Raw genomic sequence first — 21,670 nt, 5'->3', positions numbered from 1 at the left:
AATATAACACAATTACATTAATTGAAAATAGAAATGAAAACAACAAACACAATCTTAATACTTCTAATGATATCATTTTCATCTTTGGCCTTTAGTTACACAAATAGCAGTAAAAAAGCAACTATTGATAATAATACTCAAGATTCTTTAAAACAATATACAGGTGAATATGTGCTTGAAGCAGTAGGAATGATCATAGAGGTTTACACAAAAGAAAATGATACTAAATTATTTTTATTTGTAGACGGACAACCAGAATATGAACTTATTCAAACTGGAGAACATAAATTTTCTTTTAAAGTATCTGACGAGTATAAAATTGAATTTAAAAACCCTGAAAATGGTGTTTTTAAAGAATTAGTTGCTACACAACCAGACGGAACATATACAGCAATTCGTAATGGTGAGGTGAAAATTGATGATTTACCTACCATTGATAAAAAACTTACAGAAAGAGGTTTTTCGGGAGTAATTTTAGTTGCTCAAAATGACAGCATTATATTTAATAAAGCCTATGGGAAAAAGAATAATCAAGAAAATGGGCTTAATGACATAAATACTGTTTTTGATATTTGTTCTATTACAAAGCAATTTACCGCTGCTGGTATACTAAAATTATCAATGCAAAATAAAGTATGTGTAGATGATAACATATCAAAATACTTTGAAGATGTTCCTAGCGATAAAAGGAATATAACTATTCATCAGTTGCTTACACATTCTTCTGGTTTAACAGAAGGAATAGGTGATGATTATGATGCCATTACGGAAGAAAAATTCCTAAAGAAAGTATTTAGAAGCAAGCTAATAAGTTCGGTTGGTGAAAAGTTTAATTATTCTAATATGGGATATAGCTTACTTGGATTAATCATCGAGAAAGCTAGCGGAATGGATTATGAAACCTTTTTAAATACAACTTTTTTTAAACCTTCAAAAATGTACCATACTGGCTATGTAATTCCAGATTGGGAAACTAACGAAGTAGCTAATGGTTTTTTAGATGGAAAAGAAGCTAAAAAACCAAATGAGGAGAATTGGAGTGACAATGGTCCTTATCTTAATCTTAAAGGAAATGGAGGTATACTAACTCGAGCAAGCGACTTATTGTTATGGAGTAAAGCGATACAAAACAATACAGTACTAGATAAAGCAACAACCTCTAAATATCTCTATCCTCATTTTGAAATCAATGATATATATACACACTATGGCTATGGTTGGGGAATAGAAAATAATGATTCAAATAATAAGTTAGTAGTCCATGGTGGTGCTAGCAATCTGTTTGCTTCAGACTTCTGGATTTATCCTAAAAAAGGAATTACAATAATTGTACTTAGTAATACACAAGAGGAATATGTCTATTCAATTGCGAGAAAAATATCAAAATTTTTACTAAAAAAATAAATAAGACAATTTATCATTTCGATGTTTCAGAAATTGTTCTAAAAAAACAAAAACAATAGAGTAAAACAGAAATAAAACTAGATATTGATGCACCTGATACTTTTGCAGAATATCTACAAAGTTATGATGACAAGAAAAAAATGCATTTTTATAAGGTGTTTTTTAATGATGAGAGCTAACTTGACTTTGTGAAAATTTTCAACTAACTTCGTCTAACGACTTATTTAAGGCATTAAAACGGCCTCATATCACTATAGTTGTACACAATTTAACTACTATATGAAAAAGACTTTTACAATACTAATTTTGATTACTTTTTTTAGTTGTGAAAAAGATGATGGATTTAAATCAATTGAAATTGATAATAGTCCATTAACTCACGCTGAATTGGGGTTTGAATTAGATGAGCCAGACATTATTTTAAACGAATTAAGTAAAGGGAAGTTGGATAAACAAATTAATTCTATTTTGTTAGTAATGTATGAAAATACATACCGAAAATGGGAATTTGAATATATTGATAATTCAGACATCCTATCAAAAATGATATTTTACTTACCACATTATCAAGGGTGTGAACAAAATATTTACGAATTTTCATATAATGAAAATAACTTAATTGATAAAGTAATTTCAACCCGAGAAAATGTTTGTAATGAATATGAAGTTATTAAAACGTACACTTTTAATTATAACGATAATGGTTTATTAAAAAGTGTTTTTATGGATAATGAGTCTTTCGTGGAAGAAAATTACTTTGGATATTATCCGAACGGAAAAATTAAGGAGATTTATAGTGACCACAGAGGTAGAGGTGTTGAACCAAGTTTTGGTGTACAAAAGTTTACTTATAATGATTCATTTACAAACGTAATTGAAGTAGAATCTATTGGTGCAAGTACACATTATACATATAAATATTTTTATGATAATAATACGAATCCCTATAAAGATTTTTTTATTGCATCGTCAGTTTTTATGCCTTTCATTGGACCAGCATATTTATCAGAAAACAATGTTATAGAGATGATTGAAAAAAATGAAAATAATATTCATAATCAAGAATTTAGCACCGAATTTATATTTAATTACTCAAATAGTAATTCTTTAATTAACTATTCGTATTTAGATAACGAAAGAGTCTTTAATATAAATCAATAAAAACTGTGTACAACAATGGCTATAAGTAATTGCTTGTTCTCGCCTACTTTGGAAATTCCTGCGGAATTTCCAACTTGGTGTGTACTTGTGAAGTTTAGTGCTAAATCACGCAACTACTCATAGCCGATACCGTTAGACGAAACGAGCCTCAAAAAGCTCCCCAAAATGCTTCAAAAGCTTTTGCTTAACCTCATCTTCATCAACCTTTGCAACACCTAATTCATTATTTAATGTCGTTACCGCTTTACCTCTAATTCCGCAAGGAATAATATTATCAAAATAACCCAAATCCGCATTAACATTTAGCGCAAAACCATGCATGGTTACCCAACGGCTGGCTCTCACTCCCATAGCACAGATTTTACGTGCAAATGGCGTACCTACATCTAACCACACACCTGTTTCACCAGGACTTCGCTCTGCTTTTAGATTATATTCTGCCAACGTAAGAATAATCATTTCCTCTAAAAAACGGAGGTATTTATGTATGTCGGTAAAGAAATTATCTAAGTCTAAAATAGGGTAACCTACAATTTGCCCAGGACCATGATACGTAATATCTCCACCTCTATTAATTTTGTAAAACGTGGCACCTTTTTCGGTTAATTGTGCTTCAGAAAGCAACAAATTAGACAAGTCACCACTTTTACCTAAGGTATAGACATGAGGATGCTCTACAAATAGAAAATGGTTGTCGGTTTCTAAACCTGCGTCTTCTCTTCTATTCTTTATTTTGGTATCTAAAATGGCCTTAAAGAGTGTTTCTTGGTAATCCCAAGTGGCCTTAAAATCTTTTAACCCTAGATCTTGGAGCTTAACCGTTTTATTCATCTACAAACTTTACATTAGCATCTAGTACTAACGGATTTTTAAGATATTCTATCCAATTAATTCTATAAGTAACTGTCTTTCTATCTTTAGAAAATTCAGCACCTTCAACATCAATGGATTTTACAGGTTTTGGGAAAGTAAGTTTAACGTTATAAAAAGCATTTTCAAAATAGTCCATAAATTGCTGATTACTTTCATCCTCTTCATTAAACAATTCTTCCATTGCATCTTCAGCTGCACCTTCTGGGATATCAATCTGTGTTACTCTAGCAAAGCTATTTTCTGTTAAAATATAACCTGTTTTACTGTTTTCACTACCAAAAAAATTACCAAGAGGTGAGTTCTCTTTCATAGAACCAACTTGGTCTCCTTGAGAGTTTAAACTTTGCGCTTTTCTTATTTTTTCATTAATATCTTTTAGATCATCTATAGAGTTAAAATTTAGACCAATTCCAAAATTCATCACTCCTTCATCTTCGTTCATCTTCATATTCATAAACATGTCTTTTACAGCCTCCATTGCTAAACGCTTTTCTTCTGGTAACGCAGCAACACTATCTTTGTAAGTTTCCATGATATCTGCAAAAACCATCGTAGTATCCATAGTTTCACCACCTTCTTCCTTTTCTGAATCCGACTTACCTCCACCCATCGACTGTTCAAAGACTTTCATCGCTTCACCCATCTCATAAGTGATTAGAAACTGACCCGAGCCATTTTCGTTAAAAACAATAGATTCTGTAACATTACAGCTCGTTAAAAAACAAACCATAGCAAATAATAAGATAAATTTTTTCATGTGTACTTTATTGATTAAGTAAAGTACAAAGATAAGGATTTATCGCTCAGGATTATTGACAATAACTAATGCTGCAATTACGCCAGGAACCCAACCACAGAGCCATAATAAAAAAGTAATAAGAATAGACCCACAACCTTTATCTAAAACTGCTAAAGGTGGGCAAATAATGGACAGTATAACACGCCAGATACTCATAATTTATTTTTTGATTTGATGTATAGATAGGACGCAGATTTGTTAAAGTTGTTACACTTTTAAAACCTAACTATTTTAAAGTCAATGAAAATTATGTAGTTTCGTTCTATGCGAATAAAAATTCTTTTTGTCTTTTTAGTAGCTTCGTTGGTTTGCCAAGCTCAATATTCCTTTTCTGGTTTTATAAATCCAGATCAATGGGAAAATTCAGTCTACCTTTCTATTGTAGAAGATTACCGCAAAATGTCTGGTGTCTACGCCGAGCAAATCATAGCAAAAACTACAGCAGATGAAACTGGCTATTTTGAATTTAAGGGCAACATGCTCGATAATGAGAATAGAATTTATCGCATACATGTCGATAAATGCTCAGATATACAGCAAGATTTTAATCATTTTAATGGTCATTGTAGCGATAGTGAAGAACTCTTGTTTATTGCTAAAAATACCGATACTTTAAAATTGCCTTTTTCATTCGGCAATCAAGTATTTTGCGCTATAGAATCTAATAACCCAAAGGCCAATGCATTTGTGAAAATTGATTCTCTAAAAAACGATATGCGATTTGCTTATGGCGAATTTAGAAGTGAAGCCAACCGAAAATTGAATAATAAGAAATGGTTTAAAGCACTTCAGTCTTACGGAGAAGCTTTAAACGAACCCATTGCAGAATTATACATTTATTCTTACTTGTCTGATCGAAGTAGTGATTTACACAATTACTATGTCGAAGATTTAAAGAACAACTCCTATTACGACGGTCTTAAAACTCGTTTAAAAACCTCCTACCCTAAAGCTTCTTATACCAAACAATATACTAACGAACTCGAAGCGGATCGTTATATGTTAACCGCTTCTGCAGGAAAAACAGGTTTACACTGGAGTATTTATTTGTATGCCATTTTAGCAATCTCATTTATTTTGAATGCTATTTTGCTTTATCAAATGTGGAAACGAAAACAGTCTAAAACTAGAGATTTAAAAAATAAATTATCAAAGCAAGAGCAAATCGTTTTAGAATATTTACTCGACGACAAAACCAATAAAGACATTGCCGAAGCACTTTTTTTGAGTGTTAGCACTGTGAAAACACATACTAATAACATCTATAAAAAATTAAACGTACAATCTCGAAGCGACGCTAAGTCTCTTTTTATTAAGTAGTTAAAAAATTCAACCTAGGTACTAGTACCGATTTCCAACCCTGTTTTTTCAAAATTCACATCTATAATCTAGATGTTTGTTTCAGTATTAATTTTAAAATCATTTAATCATGAAACGAACATTTAACATCGCCATTCTTTTAGTTTTAGCAATTAGCTTTTTTAGTGCTGCACCAACAGAGTTTGATAAACACGACGCTAAAGTCGCTGTTATTAAATTTAAAACTGAAGTCATAGATTATGGTAAAGTAGAACAAAATTCTAGCGGTTTAAGAACCTTCAATTTTACTAATACAGGTGATGCTCCTTTACTAATCACAAAAGTTAAAACAAGCTGTGGATGCACAGTACCAAGTTACTCTAAAGCGCCAATACTTCCTGGTGAATCTGGAGCGTTAGAAATTAAGTATAATACGAGACGTTTAGGTGCTTTCACTAAAACCGTAACTGTAATTTCTAATGCAGAAGGAGGTAACAAAATCCTTAAAATTAAAGGGAATATTGTTGCTTCTAAATAAATCTACACGATTTTCAAAAGCTAGTTAGTTGTCATTATGAACTAGTTTCAGAATGACAACTATTTACATTTCAATATCAATTCTAAAATCATCACTATGAGAACTATTATTTTATCTATAATAACTGCATTATTTTTCTCTATTCACACAAATGCCCAAACCTTAAATAACGAAATATCTAAAGAAGGTCAAACTCCTTATTTACTTGGTAAAATTGATAAAAGCGGCTTAGAGGGTGAAAACTACGCATCTTGGTTTACAAAAAATCATAAAGACTATCAACCAAATACATCAATTACTAGTACAATTGCTTCAGAATTAAAATCGTATTCCATAACACTGTTTATGGGAACTTGGTGTGGAGACAGCAAAAAAGAAGTGCCAAGATTATACAAAGTTTTAGAAGCCTCTAACTTTCCTATGGATCAATTAACAGTTGTTGCTTTAAGCAGTCAACCAGGCATGTATAAACAAAGCCCTCAGCACGAAGAAGCAGGATTAAACATTCACAGAGTACCAACCGTTATTTTTTATAAAGATGGTAAAGAAGTCAACCGAATTGTAGAACATCCTGTTAAGACATTTGAAGAAGATATTCAGAACATTATTACTGTAAATGATTATAAATCTAATTATCAAATTGTTACAGCTGTTGATAAGCTTTTAAAGAAAAAAGGTGCTAAAGGACTAAAAAAGAAAAGTGATAAACTCTTAAAAACTTTTGAAGGCAAAGTTACTAGTATGTATGAGCTCAACACTTATGGAAGAATCTTATACAGCACAAACCGAACTAACGAAGCTATTGAGGTATTTACTTTAAACACAAAGTTGTTTCCAAATGAGCCAAGAGCCTATATGAGTTTAGCCAATACTCTTGGTGTTAGTAACAAAAAAGAAGAAGCTATTAAAGTACTTGAAGAGGCTATAAAAATTCTTCCAGATAATGAAGACTTAAAGAAAAATCTAGAGACTATAAAATCAAATTAAAAAGGAGTTTTCTAATGTTTTGAAATAATGTAATTTTGCACCTGCCTACTGAATAAGGTAGGGTTCAAAAAATAACAAGAATGCAACTTTCAGAACAAGAATTAGTACGACGCGAAAAGTTAAAAAAATTACGTGCTTTAGGGATTAATCCTTATCCAGCAGATTTATTTCCAGTAAATCATACTTCTAAACAGATAAAATCTGATTATAAAGAAGGTAAAAAGGTGATTATTGCTGGTCGTCTAATGGCAATTAATGTGCAAGGAAAAGCATCTTTTGCGCAATTACAAGATAGCGAAGGCCGTATTCAGGTATATTTTAATAGAGATGAAATTTGTACAGGTGAAGACAAATCGTTGTACAATGATGTGTTTAAAAAATTATTAGATTTAGGTGATTTTGTTGGGATTGAAGGTGAACTTTTTACCACTAAAGTTGGTGAAAAAACCGTAATGGTTAAAGATTTTAAATTGCTAAGTAAAGCATTAAAACCGTTACCTATACCAAAACAAAAAGATGGAGTTACTTACGATGCTTTTACAGATCCTGAGCAACGCTACAGACAACGATATGCAGACTTAGCAGTAAATCCGCATGTAAAAGAGGTTTTTGTAAAGCGCACCAAACTTTTCAATGCTATGCGTCAGTTTTTTAATGATGCTGGTTATTTTGAAGTTGAGACACCAATCTTACAACCAATTCCAGGTGGTGCAGCTGCGAGGCCATTTATAACGCATCACAATAGTTTAGATATACCATTGTATATGCGAATTGCCAACGAGTTATACCTAAAACGTTTAATCGTTGGTGGTTTTGATGGCGTCTATGAGTTTTCTAAAAACTTCCGAAACGAAGGTATGGACAGAACTCACAACCCTGAGTTTACAGCCATGGAAATATACGTCTCTTACAAAGATTACAATTGGATGATGGATTTCTGTGAGCAATTATTAGAGCATTGTGCTATTGCTGTTAACGGAACACCTGAAGCTACTTTTGGCGAGCATAAAATAAACTTTAAAGCTCCATATAAGCGTATTACAATGCGCGACTCTATTTTAGAATTTACAGGTTTTGATATTTACAATAAGTCTGAAGATGAAATAAGAGCTGCTGCAAAAAGTATGTATATCGAAGTCGATGAGACTATGGGTAAAGGAAAGTTAATCGATGAAATATTTGGAGAAAAATGCGAAGGCAATTATATACAACCAACCTTCATTACGGACTATCCTAAAGAAATGAGCCCGTTGTGTAAAGAGCATAGAGAAAACCCAGAATTAACTGAGCGTTTTGAACTTATGGTTTGTGGTAAAGAAATCGCTAATGCCTATTCTGAGCTTAACGACCCAATAGACCAACGTGAGCGTTTTGAGCATCAATTAAAACTAGCTCAAAAAGGTGATGATGAGGCTACAGAGTTTATAGACCACGATTTTTTACGTGCACTAGAATACGGAATGCCTCCTACATCTGGAATGGGAATTGGTATGGATCGTCTAATTATGTTTTTAACTAATAATCAGAGTATCCAAGAGGTTTTATTCTTTCCTCAAATGCGACCAGAAAAGAAAAAAATAGATTTAAGTGATAACGAAAAAACTATTTTTGAAATTCTAAAATCTCAACAACGTATGGATCTAAATGTATTAAAATCTCAGTCTGGTTTAAGCAACAAAGGTTGGGACAAAGGCATTAAAGGTCTTGGCAAACACGGTTTAACTAAAGTCGAAAAGACGGATGATGGTTTGTTTGTAGAAATCGTTTAGAAAGTAATTAACTATAAATTTTAAAAAGGAATTATCGTGAGGTAGTTCCTTTTTTTAATTCCCTCATTTAGTCAATAAAATGTAAAAAATTATACTTTACTTCTTTTTTAGTAATTTGGCTATATCGATACTTAACCAAAAATGTTCCTTATCGCATGAAAAAACTATGTATATTAATCGTTATTGGTTTTCTTTTTAACTCTTGTGAAAAAGATGATTCTACATCGCCTGTCCCTACTCCTCAGGTTGTTGCAGAATTTAAAACTAACCTTTCTGAATTAAATTTATTTACGGGTAATTTAAATGAACTAAACATTACTCCTTTAGCTTTTGAGTATAATCTCAATACAACACTATTTTCAGACTATTCTCATAAGCAACGTATTATTGCATTACCAGAAGGCACAAGTATGGAATTTAATGGAAATGGATTACCTAACTTTCCTGACAATACTGTGATTGCTAAAACATTCTTTTATAATAATGATGAACGCGATTTATCCCTTGGACGTCAAATAATTGAAACTCGAATTCTGATAAAAATTAATGGCGAATGGCAGTCTGGTGATTACAAATGGAATTCTGAACAAACAGAAGCTATTTTAGATTTAAATGGAAGTACTTTGCCAATAACATGGATTGATAGGGATGGAAATTCTAATTCAATTACTTATGAAATTCCATCAAATACCGATTGTTTTACTTGCCATCAAAGTTATGGCGACTTAATGCCAATTGGCCCTAAATTAAGAACTATGAATTTTGAAATCAATGGTACTAATCAATTAGAACAATTCATAAATAATAACCAATTAACAGGTATTGCTAATAGTGCTTCTGTTAGAAGTCTACCAAATTGGGAAGACCCTTCTGCTTCATTAGAAGATAGAGCAAGGGCTTATATGGATATTAATTGTGCACATTGCCATATTCCTGGTGGCCAATGTGAGGATGAATCGACTTTAAATCTAGCTTTTGAAACACCGTTGAGTGAGAGCGATATTGTTGAACGCAGTTTTAGTATTGATTATAGAATTTCAATTAATATTGAAGGATTAGGTATGCCATTTATAGGCACTACAATACTTCATACAGAAGGTGTAACCCTTATACAGGAGTACTTAAATTCACTTTAAAGATTCGTTAAAAAAATACTAAAATGTATTTTTTGATTAAAAGATTCTTAATAGAATACGTATTTTCATCAAAATTTAATAAAAACCGACAATTTTGAAACACCAAACCATTAAGCTACTTTTTGTAGCTTCAGCATTTTTGGCATTCTCATGTTCAACAGCCAAGAAAGCCAGTAAATCTAAAAAAGGAGCAGCCACAGCGATGGCAAAACCACCAGCAAAAAGACCTGGTAAAAATGACATTCAACCTTATAACAAGGTAATTACAAAAGAGGCAAAAACCGATGCTGGTTTATTTGCTGTTCACAAAGTAGATGAAAAATACTTCTACGAAATTCCAGATTCTCTTTTTGAAAGAGAAATGTTAATGGTTACTCGTATCTCTAAAACTGCTGCCGGACTTGGTTTTGGTGGTGGTAAATTAAGTGAACAAGTTTTAAGATGGCAAAAGAAAGACAAAAAAGTATTACTACGAATGGTATCTCACCAAGTTGTAGCTGCTGATTCTTTACCTGTGCACGAAGCTGTTGTAAACTCTAATTTAGAGCCTGTAATTGCAACATTTCCAATTAAAGCATTTAGTAAAGATTCTTTAAATACTGTAATTGATGTTACAGATTTATTCTCTAAAGATGTAAAGCCATTAGGTTTTCCTCAAAGAAGAAGATCTCAGTACAGAATTACTCGTTTAGATGGGCAATTATCTTACATAGAAAGTCTAAAATCTTATCCAACTAATATTGAATCTCGTACAGTAAAAACGTATTCTGCAGGTAATCCTCCTTCAAACTCTAATACTGGAGCAATTACTTTAGAGATTAATAACTCTATGATTTTATTACCTAAAGTACCTATGCAACGTCGTATGTTCGATCAGCGTGTAGGATGGTTTACAAGTGGCCAAACTGATTACGGTTTAACTGCTCAAGAAAGTAAAAGAGTTACTTACTTAGATCGTTGGAGACTAGAAGTTAGAGATGAAGATATTGAAAAATTTAAGAGAGGTGAATTAGTTGTTCCTAAGAAACAAATTGTTTATTACATTGATAGAGCTACACCAGACCAATGGAAAAAGTATATCAAACAAGGTATAGAAGATTGGCAAATAGCGTTTGAAGCAGCAGGTTTTAAAGATGCTATTATTGCCAAAGACCCTCCAACTAAAGAGGAAGATCCAGAATGGTCTCCTGAAGATGCAAGATATTCTGTTGTGCGTTATTTAGCATCACCAATACCAAATGCAAATGGACCTCACGTAAGTGATCCAAGATCTGGTGAAATTTTAGAAAGTGATATTAACTGGTATCACAATGTAATGACGTTATTACGTAACTGGTTCTTTGTACAAACTGCAGCAATTAATCCAGATGCTCGTGGAGTAGCATTTAAAGATGAAGTAATGGGACGTTTAATTCGTTTTGTATCTGCTCACGAAGTGGGTCATACATTAGGTTTACCTCATAACATGGGAAGCAGTGTTGCATATCCTGTAGAAAGTTTAAGAGATCCTGAGTTTACTAAGAAGTATGGTACTGCTCCATCTATAATGGATTATGCTCGTTTTAATTATGTTGCACAACCAGGAGATGAAGGTGTAGCTTTAATGCCAAATATTGGTATTTATGATAAATATGCTATTGAATGGGGTTACAGACCAATTTTAGATGCAAAAACAGCCGAAGATGAAAAGAAAACATTAGATAGCTGGATTTTAAAACATGCTGGAGACCCAATGTACAGATTCGGGAGACAACAATTTGGTGTTATTGACCCAAGCTCTCAAACCGAAGATTTAGGTGATGATGCTGTTTTAGCTTCAGAATATGGTATTGCTAACTTAAAGCGTATTGTACCAAACTTAATTGAATGGACTGCTGAAGATGGTAAAAATTACGATGATCTTAATACTATGTATGGTCAAGTATTAGGACAATTTAACCGTTATATGGGACACGTTGCTTCTAATATTGGTGGTGTCTACGAAATGTATAAAACATACGATCAAGAAGGGGCAGTTTACACACATGTACCAAAAGATCATCAGAAAAAAGCCATGAAGTTTATTCAAGATCAATTGTTCACTACTCCTACTTGGATGTTAGATGAAGATATCTTCAATAAAATTGAAAGTGCTGGTAGTATTGAGCGCGTAAGAGGTATGCAAACAAGAACCTTAAATAACATGTTAGACTTTGGAAGAATGCAACGCATGTTAGAAAATGAAACCTTAAATGGTTCTGATGCTTATGGTCTTTATGACATGATGAGAGATGTGAGAAGCGGATTGTTTAGTGAATTACGTACTGGAAAGAAAATTGACATTTACAGACGTAATTTACAACGTGCTTACATAGAGCGCTTAGAATTTTTAATGACAAATGAGCAACCTTCTATACCTGCACAATTTAGACGTTTCTTTGGCGGAACATCAGTAGATGTAAGTCAGTCTGATATTAGAGCAGTTGTAAGAGCTGAGCTTAAGTCTTTACGTAGTCAATTACGTTCTGCACGTGGTGGTGATTCTATGAGTAGAATTCATATTGCTGATGCATTAGAACGTGTAAATGATATTTTAGATCCTAAGTAATCTAAACTTCATATTTATAAAAAAGGCTTCAAGTTATCTTGAAGCCTTTTTTATTTCAAAACACTTTTTATGATTTTATGGTAAGCTTCAAACTCAATAAGGTTGTTATGATTTCCGCCATCGACCGTTACAAAATTCAAATTTTGAAGATTTAATTCAGACAACTTTTTACTTGACGAATATGGTACAACGCTATCATCGGTTCCATGTATTATAGTAACTGAGCAATCTGTTTTTGGTAAATACTGAAACGTTGGAAAATGATATTTCAATAACTTCTTTACCGGAAACATAGGAAATCGGTGTTCGGCCACATCTAAAATGCTATAATATGGTGTTTCTAAAATAAGCTGATTAGGTTTATTTATGGAAGCTAATTGCGACGCAATTCCTGTTCCTAAAGATCTTCCGTATAGGGTAATTTGTTTTTCAGAATAGTGTTTTAACAAATAGTTATAGCAAAACTGCGCATCACTGTAAAGTACCTTTTCACTTAACTTACCTGTACTTTTTCCGTAAGTTCTGTAATCCATTACCAAAACATCGTAATTCATCTCAACGAAATATTCGGCAATAATTCCCCAACGACTTAAATCACCTGCATTACCATGAAAATAAAGGATGACTCCCTTAGGATTTTCAACTTTAAAATGAAGTGCATTTATTAATGCATCATCATCAGTTTTTAGAAATAACTCTTCAAAATTAAAATTAAATTGATACTGATAATCTTGCTCTAAAGTGGTTGGCAAAAACAATATTTTTTCTTGAAAAAAGTAAAGTGCAGATCCTATCATAATATATAAACCAAAAAGTACAATGATGAACTTTTTAAGCCTTCTCTTTAGTTTTTTTTGAACTGTGATTGACATTGATACTTGTAGTTTCTAAATCGATGGTTTTTGGTTCTCGATTCAATATATCATCTAACATATTGTGATACGATTCAAAATTATTCAAATTTTTATGTCCACCTCCAATAACTGTGTGCAATTTTGTAAGCTTTGGTTTTATCTGAGATAGTTTTACACTTGTTTTATATGGTATCAACTTGTCGTGCGTACCATGAATGATATGGATAGGACATTGAACATACTTTAACCACTTGTAGGTTGGCAAAGGATATTTAATTAATAACGACAACGGCATAAAAGGCGCATAACGTGCCGTTACTTTGGTTAAACTATAATATGGTGCATCTAATATTAATAGTTTTGGATGATTCATCGACGCCAATTTTGTCGCAAAACCTGAGCCTAAGGAACGTCCATAAAGGATAATTCTGTCTTCGGTTGTTTGTTCCTTAATCTTATTATAGACTAATTGCAAATCGCGCTTAATGGCTTTTTGTGAGCGTTTTCCAGTACTTTTGCCAAAACCTCTGTAATCTACCATAAGTACATTATAACCATGCCTCGTAAAATCTACTGCAAACTTTCCCCAACCTTTTATACTTTTAGAATTGCCTTTTAAATATAAAACCACACCCTTACTTTCCCCTTTAGGAAAAAACCGTAGCCCATTAATCGTAGCTCCATCTCTGGTTTCTAAATTATATTCTTGTGTTTTTTGGTTTTCGTAATCGAACTGAAAATCTTTGGGCAACTTCTCTGGCTTAAAAAGCATATAATCTTGCAGATAATATAATGCTACACTAATGGCAATATATATTCCTAAGATTAATAAAATAGTGGAAATCCAGTATGACATAAAACTATGATTACTTTCTACAAGATAGGAAAATTTACTTATGTGGAAATAAGATTAAATTCAAAACAATTAGCGCAAGTACTATTAAATAAAAAGCTTTATTCTTATTAATACGATTCTCTTTTAGATAATAGCCACTATATATTATTATCATTATAATAGCTATTAATAAAATAAATGGCACAGTATAAACAATACCTATAATTACTCCTCCATTACCAACTGGCAGTATTTTTAGTAAAGGAAACGTTAAAAATCCTAAGAGTACTAAAATGATTTTTCTAATGAAATTTGTTTTCACAATAACTTTAACCTAAATATTTTAAAAATACATCTGCAAAAGGATCTTGGTTTACAACTGTATAATAAAACAACGCACCCAACCATCCGTGAAATAATCCAAGTACATATAGATTCTTCTTTTTTAAATAAATATAACCATAGAGTAAAGCCAAGATAAAAGTACCAAACATCAACCAAAATGAAGGATAATGCACTATGGAAAATAAAACAGCAGTAATTAATATTATTAGAGGATTGCTTAACTTAAATCGTTTAATGTGGCTTAAGTTGCCTGCCACTAGAGCAATAGTTAAAAATTGTTGAACAGTCCCCCAAACAGGATAAGTTATAAGTAGTGGTAATATATGCCAAGTTAAATTTAATGTACCTTGAAAGTATCCTATTATAAAAAATGACAAAATTGAAACTACAGCAAATGGTATCATTGGTCTTACAACTGATTTAAAATTATCTTTTCTAAATCCCCAATCCTTTAATACTAATTTATCTTTTTTATAACGGTAAACCACATAAAGTGTCCAAGCAAATATGGTGACAATTACAAATGGCAATCTCCAATTTAAATAATCTACAAAAATGAATTTCCCAATTGCTGTGAGAGCAACCGCAATAATTTCTAGAATTCTAATCTTATCAGAAACTGGTCGTGTGAGTTTTAAACTCGAAAATTCTATTAAATACGATGTGAGTCTATTTTTCATGATTAAATTAATTTAAAACCTCGCAGCTCTAAAACCAATCTGCGAGGTTTTGGGTTACTAACTAACCTATCATCAAAACTAATCTTCGTTTTCTTTAGATGCTATTTCTTTATCTATATAAGCTACATCTCTAGTATTTTTTTGTACTGCAATTGCAGCAAAAAGACTTAAGGTAAATGACATACCATAAAATCCTTTTTCACTGAGCTCTAAATTGGCATTCCAGAGTCCAATAACTAACAATACAATAGCAGCAATTGATGTAAACCAACTAATACCAAAATATATTTCCGTAACCTGAATATCTTCTAGTTTATCCCTTACTGCTTTTTGTACTGAGATTACCGAGAATAAACCAAAGAGTAATACCGTAAAGTAATAGCCTTTTTCATTGAGCATCATATCTGCATTCCATAAACCAACACAATAAGACACCATACCAATTAATAAAGCTGTCCAAGATGCACCAATAAATGCTGGTGTTGGCTTATTATTATAAACTTTTTTCTCTTTCTTCTTTGTTTTTACTTTTTCTTCATCTTTTAATGAAACTGTTGTTTGATAATTCATAATGTTTTGTTTTAATGATTATGACGCAAATTTGTAGATAAGCTCAGTAATACAGAAATCAGTTTATAAACAATACTGACGATATTTTTTGTTAGTATTTATAATAAAACATTATATTTATTGATATAATAATATATTTAATGACGATTAAATGATAGCATTAAACTCTATAATTAGCACATTAAGCCTAGAGGAACAGCAAAAATTCACTACATATTTAGAACAAAAGAATAAACGAAAAGACACCAAAAACATAAAATTATTTAAGCTTTTGGCTAAGGACGAAAATGATTCTAAAACGATATGTACTCAACTTTACAATACAAACCAAAGTAACGCATACCATGCATTAAGAAAGCGATTGTTTCAATCTTTAATAGATTTTACTGCTAACAAAAATCTTGAAGACGAAAACTCAATAGATATGCAGATTATTAAATATATACTTGCATCTCGCACCTACCTTCTAAAAAAAAACTATGATATTGCTTATAAAATATTAGATAAAGCTGAGCGATTAGCAGACGAGCATTTACTATTTCCTATTCTTAATGAAATCTACCATACTAAAATTCAATATGCCTCAAATTATCCAATTATAGATTTAAAAGAGCTTATTACAAAACAAAAGGAAAACCAAAAGAGGCATCAATTAGAAGACCAATTAAATATTGTTTATGCTCAACTAAAATCAGCTTTAAATGCTATAAGCTACGAGGGTAAAATCATAAATTTTGAAGATATACTACAAAACACCTTAAAGGATTACGATATAAAGCTGAATGAATCTCTTTCCTTTAAATCATTGTATCAGATTTTAGCAATAGCTAATATCTCAGCATTGGTGACGACGCAATACTTTCAGATTGAAAATTTTGTTTTAAGAAGTTATAAAATCTTAAAAAGCAAAAAGAATACAAACAAGCAACTCTATTATCAAATCCATATTGTATATATAATTGCCAATACACTATTTAGAAATAAAAAATTTGAGAGTTCATTAAAATACATTAATGAAATGGAGCAATTAATGCTTTTAAAGAGAAGCGCTTATTATAAAGATTTTATTCTGAAGAAAACTTTAGTGGAAGCTTTAAACTATAACTACAATAATCAACAAGAAAAAGCTATAGAACTTATTGAACTTATTATTGAAACTAAACATAAAGACATTGAATCTATGCTAGATCTTCATCTATCACTATTTATGTTTTATTTTCAAAAAGAAGACTTCTTAAAGGCAAAATCTAGTTCTTCACAATTTTATCACACAGATCAATGGTATATTCAAAAAACAGGAATTGATTGGGTAATAAAAAAAAATATTGCCGAAATACTACTTTACATAGAGTTACAGGAAGATGATTTATTTTATTCGAGATTAAAAAGTTTTAGAAGGCGTTACTCAAGTTATTTAAAGAAAATAAAACAATTTCGAATATTAACTTTTCTAAACTTTGCAGAACAGTATTACACTAAACCAAAGCGCATTTTAACTAAAGAGTTTAAAAATAAATTAGAAACATCCTTTCAATGGACAACTGTAATAGAGGAAGATATTTTTGTAATAAGTTTTTATGCTTGGTTAAAAAACAAAATGGAAAATGGAAATCTATATGAGACCACTTTAAAGCTATTAAAAACATAGCAAATGTTAAAATTGGTGTTAAATACCATAATGTATTTAAACTTAAAAACACACTTAAGGTCTAAACAGTATAACATAAAAATTAAAAAAATGAAAAAATTATTAGTAATCGCTATAGCCCTTTTTACGTTAAATGGAATAGCACAAGAAAGAAAACAAGATAGAAAAGGCAAACAAAACCGTTCTGAATTAAGAAAGCAAATGACACCAAGCGAAATTGCTGACTTAAGGGCAAAAAAAATGACTTTACATTTAGATCTTACTGATGCACAACAAAAGAAAGTACATCAAGTTTATTTAAATCAAGCGAAAGCGAACGAAGGTTTAAGAAAAAACCATAATGCAAAAGATGGCGAAAAAAGAGAAAAGCCTTCTAAAGATGAAATGGTAAAAATGCAAAACCTCAGATTAGATCAACAGATTGAAATGAAACGCGAAATGAAATCTATTTTAACTGCTGAGCAATATGCTAAATTTGAAAAAATGAAGCCTAGAAAGCATAAAAAAAGAGGCAAGCGTGGTGAAAAAAATGACAAAAAACGTGGTGGAAGAAGATAAATAAAAATCTTTTTTAAAGTAAAAAGTATCGCTTAAGCGATACTTTTTCTTTTAATTGAATAAAATTATTACTTTAGTAGCAAATAATTAAACAATCCAAAATGAAAAAAGTAATCACACTTTGCTTATTCGCTTTTGTTATGATTCTAGGTACTGAATCTATAATGGCGCAAAACAGTAAATTAGAGAATAGAGTTGAAGTAAATACTGAAGCCTCAGAAAAAACTGAAGCTCTAAGAAAGCATATTAAATTTACTAACGACCAACGCGATCAAATATATAATGCTCTTAAAGTTTACGGACAAGCTAAAGCTAGTATAAAAGGTAAACCTTCTACTGAAGAAGAAAAAGCTAAAATTGAAAAGCAGTTAGACGATAAAGTAAAATTAATTTTATCCGACGAGCAATACGAACGTTATAAAGCGTATATTCTAGAAAACTAAATAAAAACCTCGCAACTTGCGAGGTTTTTTATTATAATGATTTTGCAATTGTTTCTACAGCTGTAATAGTTTCATTTAAATCTTGATAGGTTAATGCATCTGTTATAAACCAAGTCTCAAAAGCACTTGGAGCTATATAAATACCTTCATTAAGCATACCATGAAAGAATTTTTTAAAAGTATCATTATTCCCATTTGCAGCAGAATTAAAATCTACAACAGCATCCTCTGCAAAATGAACTGAAATCATTGAGCCAATTCTATTAATAGTATGTGTAACATTGTTTTTGTTTAAGGCATCTGCAATTCCGTTATGTAGATATTTTGTTTTCTCTTCTAACCTATTCATTAACCCTTTATCAGCGTTAATTGCTTTTAGCATTGCTAATCCAGCTGCCATAGCTAAAGGATTACCACTTAGCGTTCCTGCTTGATACACTGGACCTAAAGGTGCTAAATGATTCATTATTTCATCTTTAGCCGCAAAAGCACCTACTGGTAAACCTCCACCAACTACCTTTCCGAAGCATACAATATCTGCATTAATACCTTTAAGTTCTTGTACACCACCTTTGGCTAATCTAAAACCAGTCATTACCTCATCAAAAATCAATAAAATACCATTAGTATCACAAATTGCTCTTAATCCTTCAAGAAAACCAGCAACAGGAGGAATACACCCCATATTACCAGCAACAGGTTCAATAATAATTGCAGCTACTTCATCTTTATTAGCCTCAACAAGTTCCTTTACATTTTCTATATCATTATAATTTGCCAATAAAGTATCTTTTGCAGTACCTTGAGTGACTCCAGGACTATTAGGAGTGCCAAACGTTACAGCACCACTACCTGCCGCTATTAAAAACGAATCACTATGTCCATGATAGCAACCCGCAAATTTTATAATTTTATCTCGCTTTGTATAACCTCTAGCCAATCTAATTGCACTCATACAAGCTTCTGTACCAGAATTAACAAATCTAATCTTGTCAATATTAGGTACCATAGATATAGCTAGTTCTGCAATCTCAGTTTCTAAGGCAGTTGGCATTCCAAATGATGTTCCTGCTTTTGCTCGCTCTACTACAGCTTCAACTACAGGAGGAAACGCATGACCGAGTAACATGGGACCCCAAGAATTTATGTAATCAATAAATCGGTTACCATCTTCATCATACACATAAGCGCCTTTAGCTGATTTTGCAAAAATTGGTGTGCCACCAACGGCATTAAAAGCTCTAACTGGTGAGTTTACACCACCTGGAATTACCAGTTTAGCATCTTTAAACAAAGCACTACTTCTCTGATATAACATATTAATTGCTAATTATAAGTTCTTGACCTATAGAAAGGTCGTTTGAAGTTAAGTTGTTTTTATCTTTTATAGCCTCAACCGTTGTTTTATACAATCTTGAAATTGAATACAATGTATCACCTTTTGCAACGACGTGCTTTACTTTAGTACCTTTCTCTATAACAGAAGTTTTTCTTGGCTTGGCACCTAATACTTCTTCATCGTATTTGTACAGTTGATAACGCTCTATTAAGCTAATTAATTTTTGAGGGTATTTTCTATCTGTTGCATAACCAGCAGCTCTCAAACCTTTTGCCCAACCTTTGTAATCATTAGGTTTTAACCGAAATAAACTTGCATATCGTTTTCGACCTGTTAAAAACTCAGAATGATCTTTATAAGATGTTTCTGCTTTTCTATATTTTCTAAAACATTCTTGAGAACGATCGTCATCATGATATATTTTGGAACCTTTCCAACCATGACACTTAATACCAAAATGATTATTAGCTTTAGTTGCCAAACGTCCACGACCAGAGCCAGATTCTAAAATACCTTGAGCAAGCGTGATACTAGCAGGTATTTTATGATTTCGCATATTATCTTGAGCAATATCAGAATATTGGTCTATATATATTTCTACTGCGCTTAAGGCTTTACTTGGTTTCGTTTTTGCAACTTCGGATGATTTATTAGTATCCTTCCCTTCCCTTTCTTTAACTACTACTTCTTTTTTTGTGCTATTTTTTTTCTTAGTTACAATCCCTTTTTTAGGGCCACAACTTAATGCAGAAAGCACAATTAAAACGAATAGGTATTTAAATTTTATTTTCATATTTCAATTTGAGGCAAATTTTTACGTCTTAATATTTCATTCATACCGTTTATTCCTTGCAAACCACCTGTATGAATCGCTAATATCTTAGAACCTTTTGGAAAAAATCCTTTATCCATTAAATCAAAGATTCCAAACAACATTTTACCCGTATATATTGGATCTAATGGAATATTGTATTCTTTTTTAAATGTATTGATAAACGTTATTAACTCTGGCTTTATTTTACCATAGCCACCAAAATGGTAATCTGTAACCAATTGCCAGTTATCTCGATTTGCAAATTTACGAATATCCTGTTGTATAAAATCATTTTTTAATGCTGGAAAACCCAATATTTTTTGATGCTCTCTTGAAGCATTTATAATACCCGATATTGTACCTCCAGTTCCTACAGCACAGCAGATGTAATCAAATTTTAAATCCTCTGTTTGCAGTATTTCTTCACAACCTTTAACCGCTAAATCATTTGTACCTCCCTCAGGAATTAGATAAAAGTCGTCGAATTCATTTTTTAATTTATCAATAAAGTCAGTATTGGTTTTGTTCCTGTAATCCTCTCTAGATACAAACTTAAGGTGCATTCCACAAGCCTTTGCAAACTGTAATGTAGAATTCATTTCTTTAAACTCTAATTCTTCCCCTCTGATAACACCAATAGTAGAGAAACCATATTCTTTTCCAGCAGATGCAACTGCAGCTATATGATTTGAAAACGCTCCACCAAAAGTCAATAACGATTTTGAATTTAAGTCTTTAGCCTTAACTAAATTATACTTAAGCTTACGGTATTTGTTACCAGAAATTACAGGATGAATAAAATCTTCTCGCTTAATTTCTAGACAAAACGTTGTATTACTAACGGATATACTTTGATTGTTTATTGATGTATTAAACAAATATTATCTTTTTTCACAAAAATAAGAAAGCAATATTAAATCCTCATCAATACTTTTTGTAGAAAAAAGAACACAAAGTTACATTTAAACGATGTTTTTTATCGTTTTATCGGTGAAAAATTATTTTTTTTAGTTTTTTTTTCTTAGGTTTGG

Annotated in this window: 22 protein-coding genes; 11 read left to right on the top strand and 11 right to left on the bottom strand. The window is 31.6% G+C overall.

Annotated elements, in window-relative coordinates; all coding sequences use genetic code 11:
- Positions 1-33: 33 nt before the first annotated feature.
- Positions 34-1,404: a serine hydrolase domain-containing protein gene (locus H8K90_RS14165; protein WP_186846648.1), complete on the top strand. Its 1,371-nt coding sequence runs from the start codon at positions 34-36 to the stop codon at positions 1,402-1,404.
- Between the two features lie 279 nt (positions 1,405-1,683).
- Entirely contained in the window at positions 1,684-2,565 is an 882-nt protein-coding gene (locus H8K90_RS14160) for a hypothetical protein (RefSeq protein ID WP_186846647.1), read from the top strand.
- Positions 2,566-2,697: 132 nt separating this feature from the next.
- On the opposite strand, the gene lipB is transcribed toward H8K90_RS14160, so the two are convergent.
- From lipB to H8K90_RS14145, 3 genes are read right to left on the bottom strand one after another with little or no spacing between them, the layout of a single operon-like run.
- The gene (gene lipB / locus H8K90_RS14155) at positions 2,698-3,396 is read right to left on the bottom strand and encodes a lipoyl(octanoyl) transferase LipB (protein WP_186846646.1); all 699 of its coding nucleotides are present in this window, start codon (positions 3,394-3,396) and stop codon (positions 2,698-2,700) included.
- Positions 3,389-4,195, bottom strand: a complete 807-nt coding sequence (locus H8K90_RS14150; protein WP_186846645.1) for a hypothetical protein — start codon at positions 4,193-4,195, stop codon at positions 3,389-3,391. Before H8K90_RS14150 ends, lipB begins: the two co-directional genes overlap by 8 nt.
- Positions 4,196-4,234: 39 nt before the next feature.
- Entirely contained in the window at positions 4,235-4,393 is a 159-nt protein-coding gene (locus tag H8K90_RS14145) for a YqaE/Pmp3 family membrane protein (protein WP_186846644.1), read from the bottom strand.
- Positions 4,394-4,501: 108 nt separating this feature from the next.
- Between H8K90_RS14145 and H8K90_RS14140 the strand changes: the two genes are divergently transcribed.
- From H8K90_RS14140 to H8K90_RS14115, 6 genes are all read left to right on the top strand, one after another.
- Positions 4,502-5,557 (top strand): response regulator transcription factor, encoded by a 1,056-nt coding sequence (locus H8K90_RS14140; RefSeq protein ID WP_186846643.1) that lies wholly within the window; start codon positions 4,502-4,504, stop codon positions 5,555-5,557.
- A gap of 109 nt (positions 5,558-5,666) precedes the next feature.
- Complete coding sequence (locus H8K90_RS14135; protein WP_186846642.1) at positions 5,667-6,074, top strand: DUF1573 domain-containing protein; 408 nt, start codon at positions 5,667-5,669, stop codon at positions 6,072-6,074.
- A gap of 96 nt (positions 6,075-6,170) precedes the next feature.
- Positions 6,171-7,061: a thioredoxin family protein gene (locus H8K90_RS14130; RefSeq protein ID WP_186846641.1), complete on the top strand. Its 891-nt coding sequence runs from the start codon at positions 6,171-6,173 to the stop codon at positions 7,059-7,061.
- An 80-nt stretch (positions 7,062-7,141) separates the two neighbouring features.
- Positions 7,142-8,830: a lysine--tRNA ligase gene (gene lysS / locus H8K90_RS14125; protein WP_186846640.1), complete on the top strand. Its 1,689-nt coding sequence runs from the start codon at positions 7,142-7,144 to the stop codon at positions 8,828-8,830.
- Between the two features lie 155 nt (positions 8,831-8,985).
- Positions 8,986-9,966 (top strand): hypothetical protein, encoded by a 981-nt coding sequence (locus tag H8K90_RS14120; protein WP_222611366.1) that lies wholly within the window; start codon positions 8,986-8,988, stop codon positions 9,964-9,966.
- Between the two features lie 91 nt (positions 9,967-10,057).
- On the top strand, positions 10,058-12,553 hold the full coding sequence (locus H8K90_RS14115; RefSeq protein WP_315970284.1) for a zinc-dependent metalloprotease: 2,496 nt from the start codon (positions 10,058-10,060) through the stop codon (positions 12,551-12,553).
- 50 nt (positions 12,554-12,603) lie between these two features.
- Here H8K90_RS14115 and H8K90_RS14110 read toward each other — a convergent pair whose 3' ends face one another.
- The 5 genes from H8K90_RS14110 to yiaA all read right to left on the bottom strand — a co-directional run bounded on the left by H8K90_RS14110 (position 12,604) and on the right by yiaA (position 15,837).
- A complete protein-coding gene (locus H8K90_RS14110; protein WP_246457780.1) occupies positions 12,604-13,350 on the bottom strand; it encodes an alpha/beta hydrolase in 747 nt (248 codons plus the stop codon).
- Between the two features lie 34 nt (positions 13,351-13,384).
- A complete protein-coding gene (locus H8K90_RS14105) occupies positions 13,385-14,263 on the bottom strand; it encodes an alpha/beta hydrolase (protein WP_186846638.1) in 879 nt (292 codons plus the stop codon).
- A gap of 34 nt (positions 14,264-14,297) precedes the next feature.
- Positions 14,298-14,564: a hypothetical protein gene (locus H8K90_RS14100; protein WP_186846637.1), complete on the bottom strand. Its 267-nt coding sequence runs from the start codon at positions 14,562-14,564 to the stop codon at positions 14,298-14,300.
- 7 nt (positions 14,565-14,571) lie between these two features.
- Entirely contained in the window at positions 14,572-15,267 is a 696-nt protein-coding gene (locus H8K90_RS14095; protein WP_186846636.1) for a CPBP family intramembrane glutamic endopeptidase, read from the bottom strand.
- A gap of 78 nt (positions 15,268-15,345) precedes the next feature.
- Positions 15,346-15,837 (bottom strand): inner membrane protein YiaA, encoded by a 492-nt coding sequence (gene yiaA, locus H8K90_RS14090; RefSeq protein ID WP_186846635.1) that lies wholly within the window; start codon positions 15,835-15,837, stop codon positions 15,346-15,348.
- Positions 15,838-15,988: 151 nt separating this feature from the next.
- On the opposite strand from yiaA, the gene H8K90_RS14085 reads away from it, so the two are divergent.
- From H8K90_RS14085 to H8K90_RS14075, 3 genes are all read left to right on the top strand, one after another.
- On the top strand, positions 15,989-17,485 hold the full coding sequence (locus H8K90_RS14085) for a hypothetical protein (protein ID WP_186846634.1): 1,497 nt from the start codon (positions 15,989-15,991) through the stop codon (positions 17,483-17,485).
- Positions 17,486-17,575: 90 nt separating this feature from the next.
- The gene (locus H8K90_RS14080; RefSeq protein ID WP_186846633.1) at positions 17,576-18,043 is read left to right on the top strand and encodes a Spy/CpxP family protein refolding chaperone; all 468 of its coding nucleotides are present in this window, start codon (positions 17,576-17,578) and stop codon (positions 18,041-18,043) included.
- Positions 18,044-18,144: 101 nt separating this feature from the next.
- Positions 18,145-18,486: a hypothetical protein gene (locus H8K90_RS14075; RefSeq protein ID WP_186846632.1), complete on the top strand. Its 342-nt coding sequence runs from the start codon at positions 18,145-18,147 to the stop codon at positions 18,484-18,486.
- A gap of 31 nt (positions 18,487-18,517) precedes the next feature.
- Here the strand turns inward: H8K90_RS14075 and hemL are convergent, their stop codons facing one another.
- Genes hemL through H8K90_RS14060 form a run of 3 tightly spaced genes read right to left on the bottom strand, consistent with a single transcriptional unit; the run spans position 18,518 to position 21,517 of the window.
- Entirely contained in the window at positions 18,518-19,804 is a 1,287-nt protein-coding gene (hemL, locus tag H8K90_RS14070) for a glutamate-1-semialdehyde 2,1-aminomutase (RefSeq protein WP_186846631.1), read from the bottom strand.
- A gap of 1 nt (position 19,805) precedes the next feature.
- Positions 19,806-20,618: a glucosaminidase domain-containing protein gene (locus tag H8K90_RS14065; RefSeq protein ID WP_186846630.1), complete on the bottom strand. Its 813-nt coding sequence runs from the start codon at positions 20,616-20,618 to the stop codon at positions 19,806-19,808.
- Positions 20,615-21,517 carry a 1-aminocyclopropane-1-carboxylate deaminase/D-cysteine desulfhydrase gene (locus tag H8K90_RS14060; RefSeq protein WP_186846629.1) on the bottom strand — a complete coding sequence of 301 codons (903 nt, stop codon included), beginning with the start codon at positions 21,515-21,517 and terminating at the stop codon, positions 20,615-20,617. The genes H8K90_RS14065 and H8K90_RS14060 overlap by 4 nt, the downstream gene beginning before the upstream one ends.
- Positions 21,518-21,670 lie beyond the last annotated feature (153 nt).

The sequence above is a fragment of the Winogradskyella echinorum genome, from assembly GCF_014297365.1.
Taxonomy (GTDB): domain Bacteria; phylum Bacteroidota; class Bacteroidia; order Flavobacteriales; family Flavobacteriaceae; genus Winogradskyella; species Winogradskyella echinorum.
The sequence above is the reverse complement of the archived record's forward strand: the minus strand, read 5'-3'. Positions and strand labels throughout refer to the sequence as shown.

Coding starts and splice junctions, on each gene's coding strand:
- H8K90_RS14165 (WP_186846648.1), top strand. CDS start 34: ATGAAAACAACAAACACAATCTTAATACTTCTAATGATATCATTTTCA.
- H8K90_RS14160 (WP_186846647.1), top strand. CDS start 1,684: ATGAAAAAGACTTTTACAATACTAATTTTGATTACTTTTTTTAGTTGT.
- lipB (WP_186846646.1), bottom strand. CDS start 3,396: ATGAATAAAACGGTTAAGCTCCAAGATCTAGGGTTAAAAGATTTTAAG.
- H8K90_RS14150 (WP_186846645.1), bottom strand. CDS start 4,195: ATGAAAAAATTTATCTTATTATTTGCTATGGTTTGTTTTTTAACGAGC.
- H8K90_RS14145 (WP_186846644.1), bottom strand. CDS start 4,393: ATGAGTATCTGGCGTGTTATACTGTCCATTATTTGCCCACCTTTAGCA.
- H8K90_RS14140 (WP_186846643.1), top strand. CDS start 4,502: ATGCGAATAAAAATTCTTTTTGTCTTTTTAGTAGCTTCGTTGGTTTGC.
- H8K90_RS14135 (WP_186846642.1), top strand. CDS start 5,667: ATGAAACGAACATTTAACATCGCCATTCTTTTAGTTTTAGCAATTAGC.
- H8K90_RS14130 (WP_186846641.1), top strand. CDS start 6,171: ATGAGAACTATTATTTTATCTATAATAACTGCATTATTTTTCTCTATT.
- lysS (WP_186846640.1), top strand. CDS start 7,142: ATGCAACTTTCAGAACAAGAATTAGTACGACGCGAAAAGTTAAAAAAA.
- H8K90_RS14120 (WP_222611366.1), top strand. CDS start 8,986: ATGAAAAAACTATGTATATTAATCGTTATTGGTTTTCTTTTTAACTCT.
- H8K90_RS14110 (WP_246457780.1), bottom strand. CDS start 13,350: ATGATAGGATCTGCACTTTACTTTTTTCAAGAAAAAATATTGTTTTTG.
- H8K90_RS14105 (WP_186846638.1), bottom strand. CDS start 14,263: ATGTCATACTGGATTTCCACTATTTTATTAATCTTAGGAATATATATT.
- H8K90_RS14095 (WP_186846636.1), bottom strand. CDS start 15,267: ATGAAAAATAGACTCACATCGTATTTAATAGAATTTTCGAGTTTAAAA.
- yiaA (WP_186846635.1), bottom strand. CDS start 15,837: ATGAATTATCAAACAACAGTTTCATTAAAAGATGAAGAAAAAGTAAAA.
- H8K90_RS14085 (WP_186846634.1), top strand. CDS start 15,989: ATGATAGCATTAAACTCTATAATTAGCACATTAAGCCTAGAGGAACAG.
- H8K90_RS14080 (WP_186846633.1), top strand. CDS start 17,576: ATGAAAAAATTATTAGTAATCGCTATAGCCCTTTTTACGTTAAATGGA.
- H8K90_RS14075 (WP_186846632.1), top strand. CDS start 18,145: ATGAAAAAAGTAATCACACTTTGCTTATTCGCTTTTGTTATGATTCTA.
- hemL (WP_186846631.1), bottom strand. CDS start 19,804: ATGTTATATCAGAGAAGTAGTGCTTTGTTTAAAGATGCTAAACTGGTA.
- H8K90_RS14065 (WP_186846630.1), bottom strand. CDS start 20,618: ATGAAAATAAAATTTAAATACCTATTCGTTTTAATTGTGCTTTCTGCA.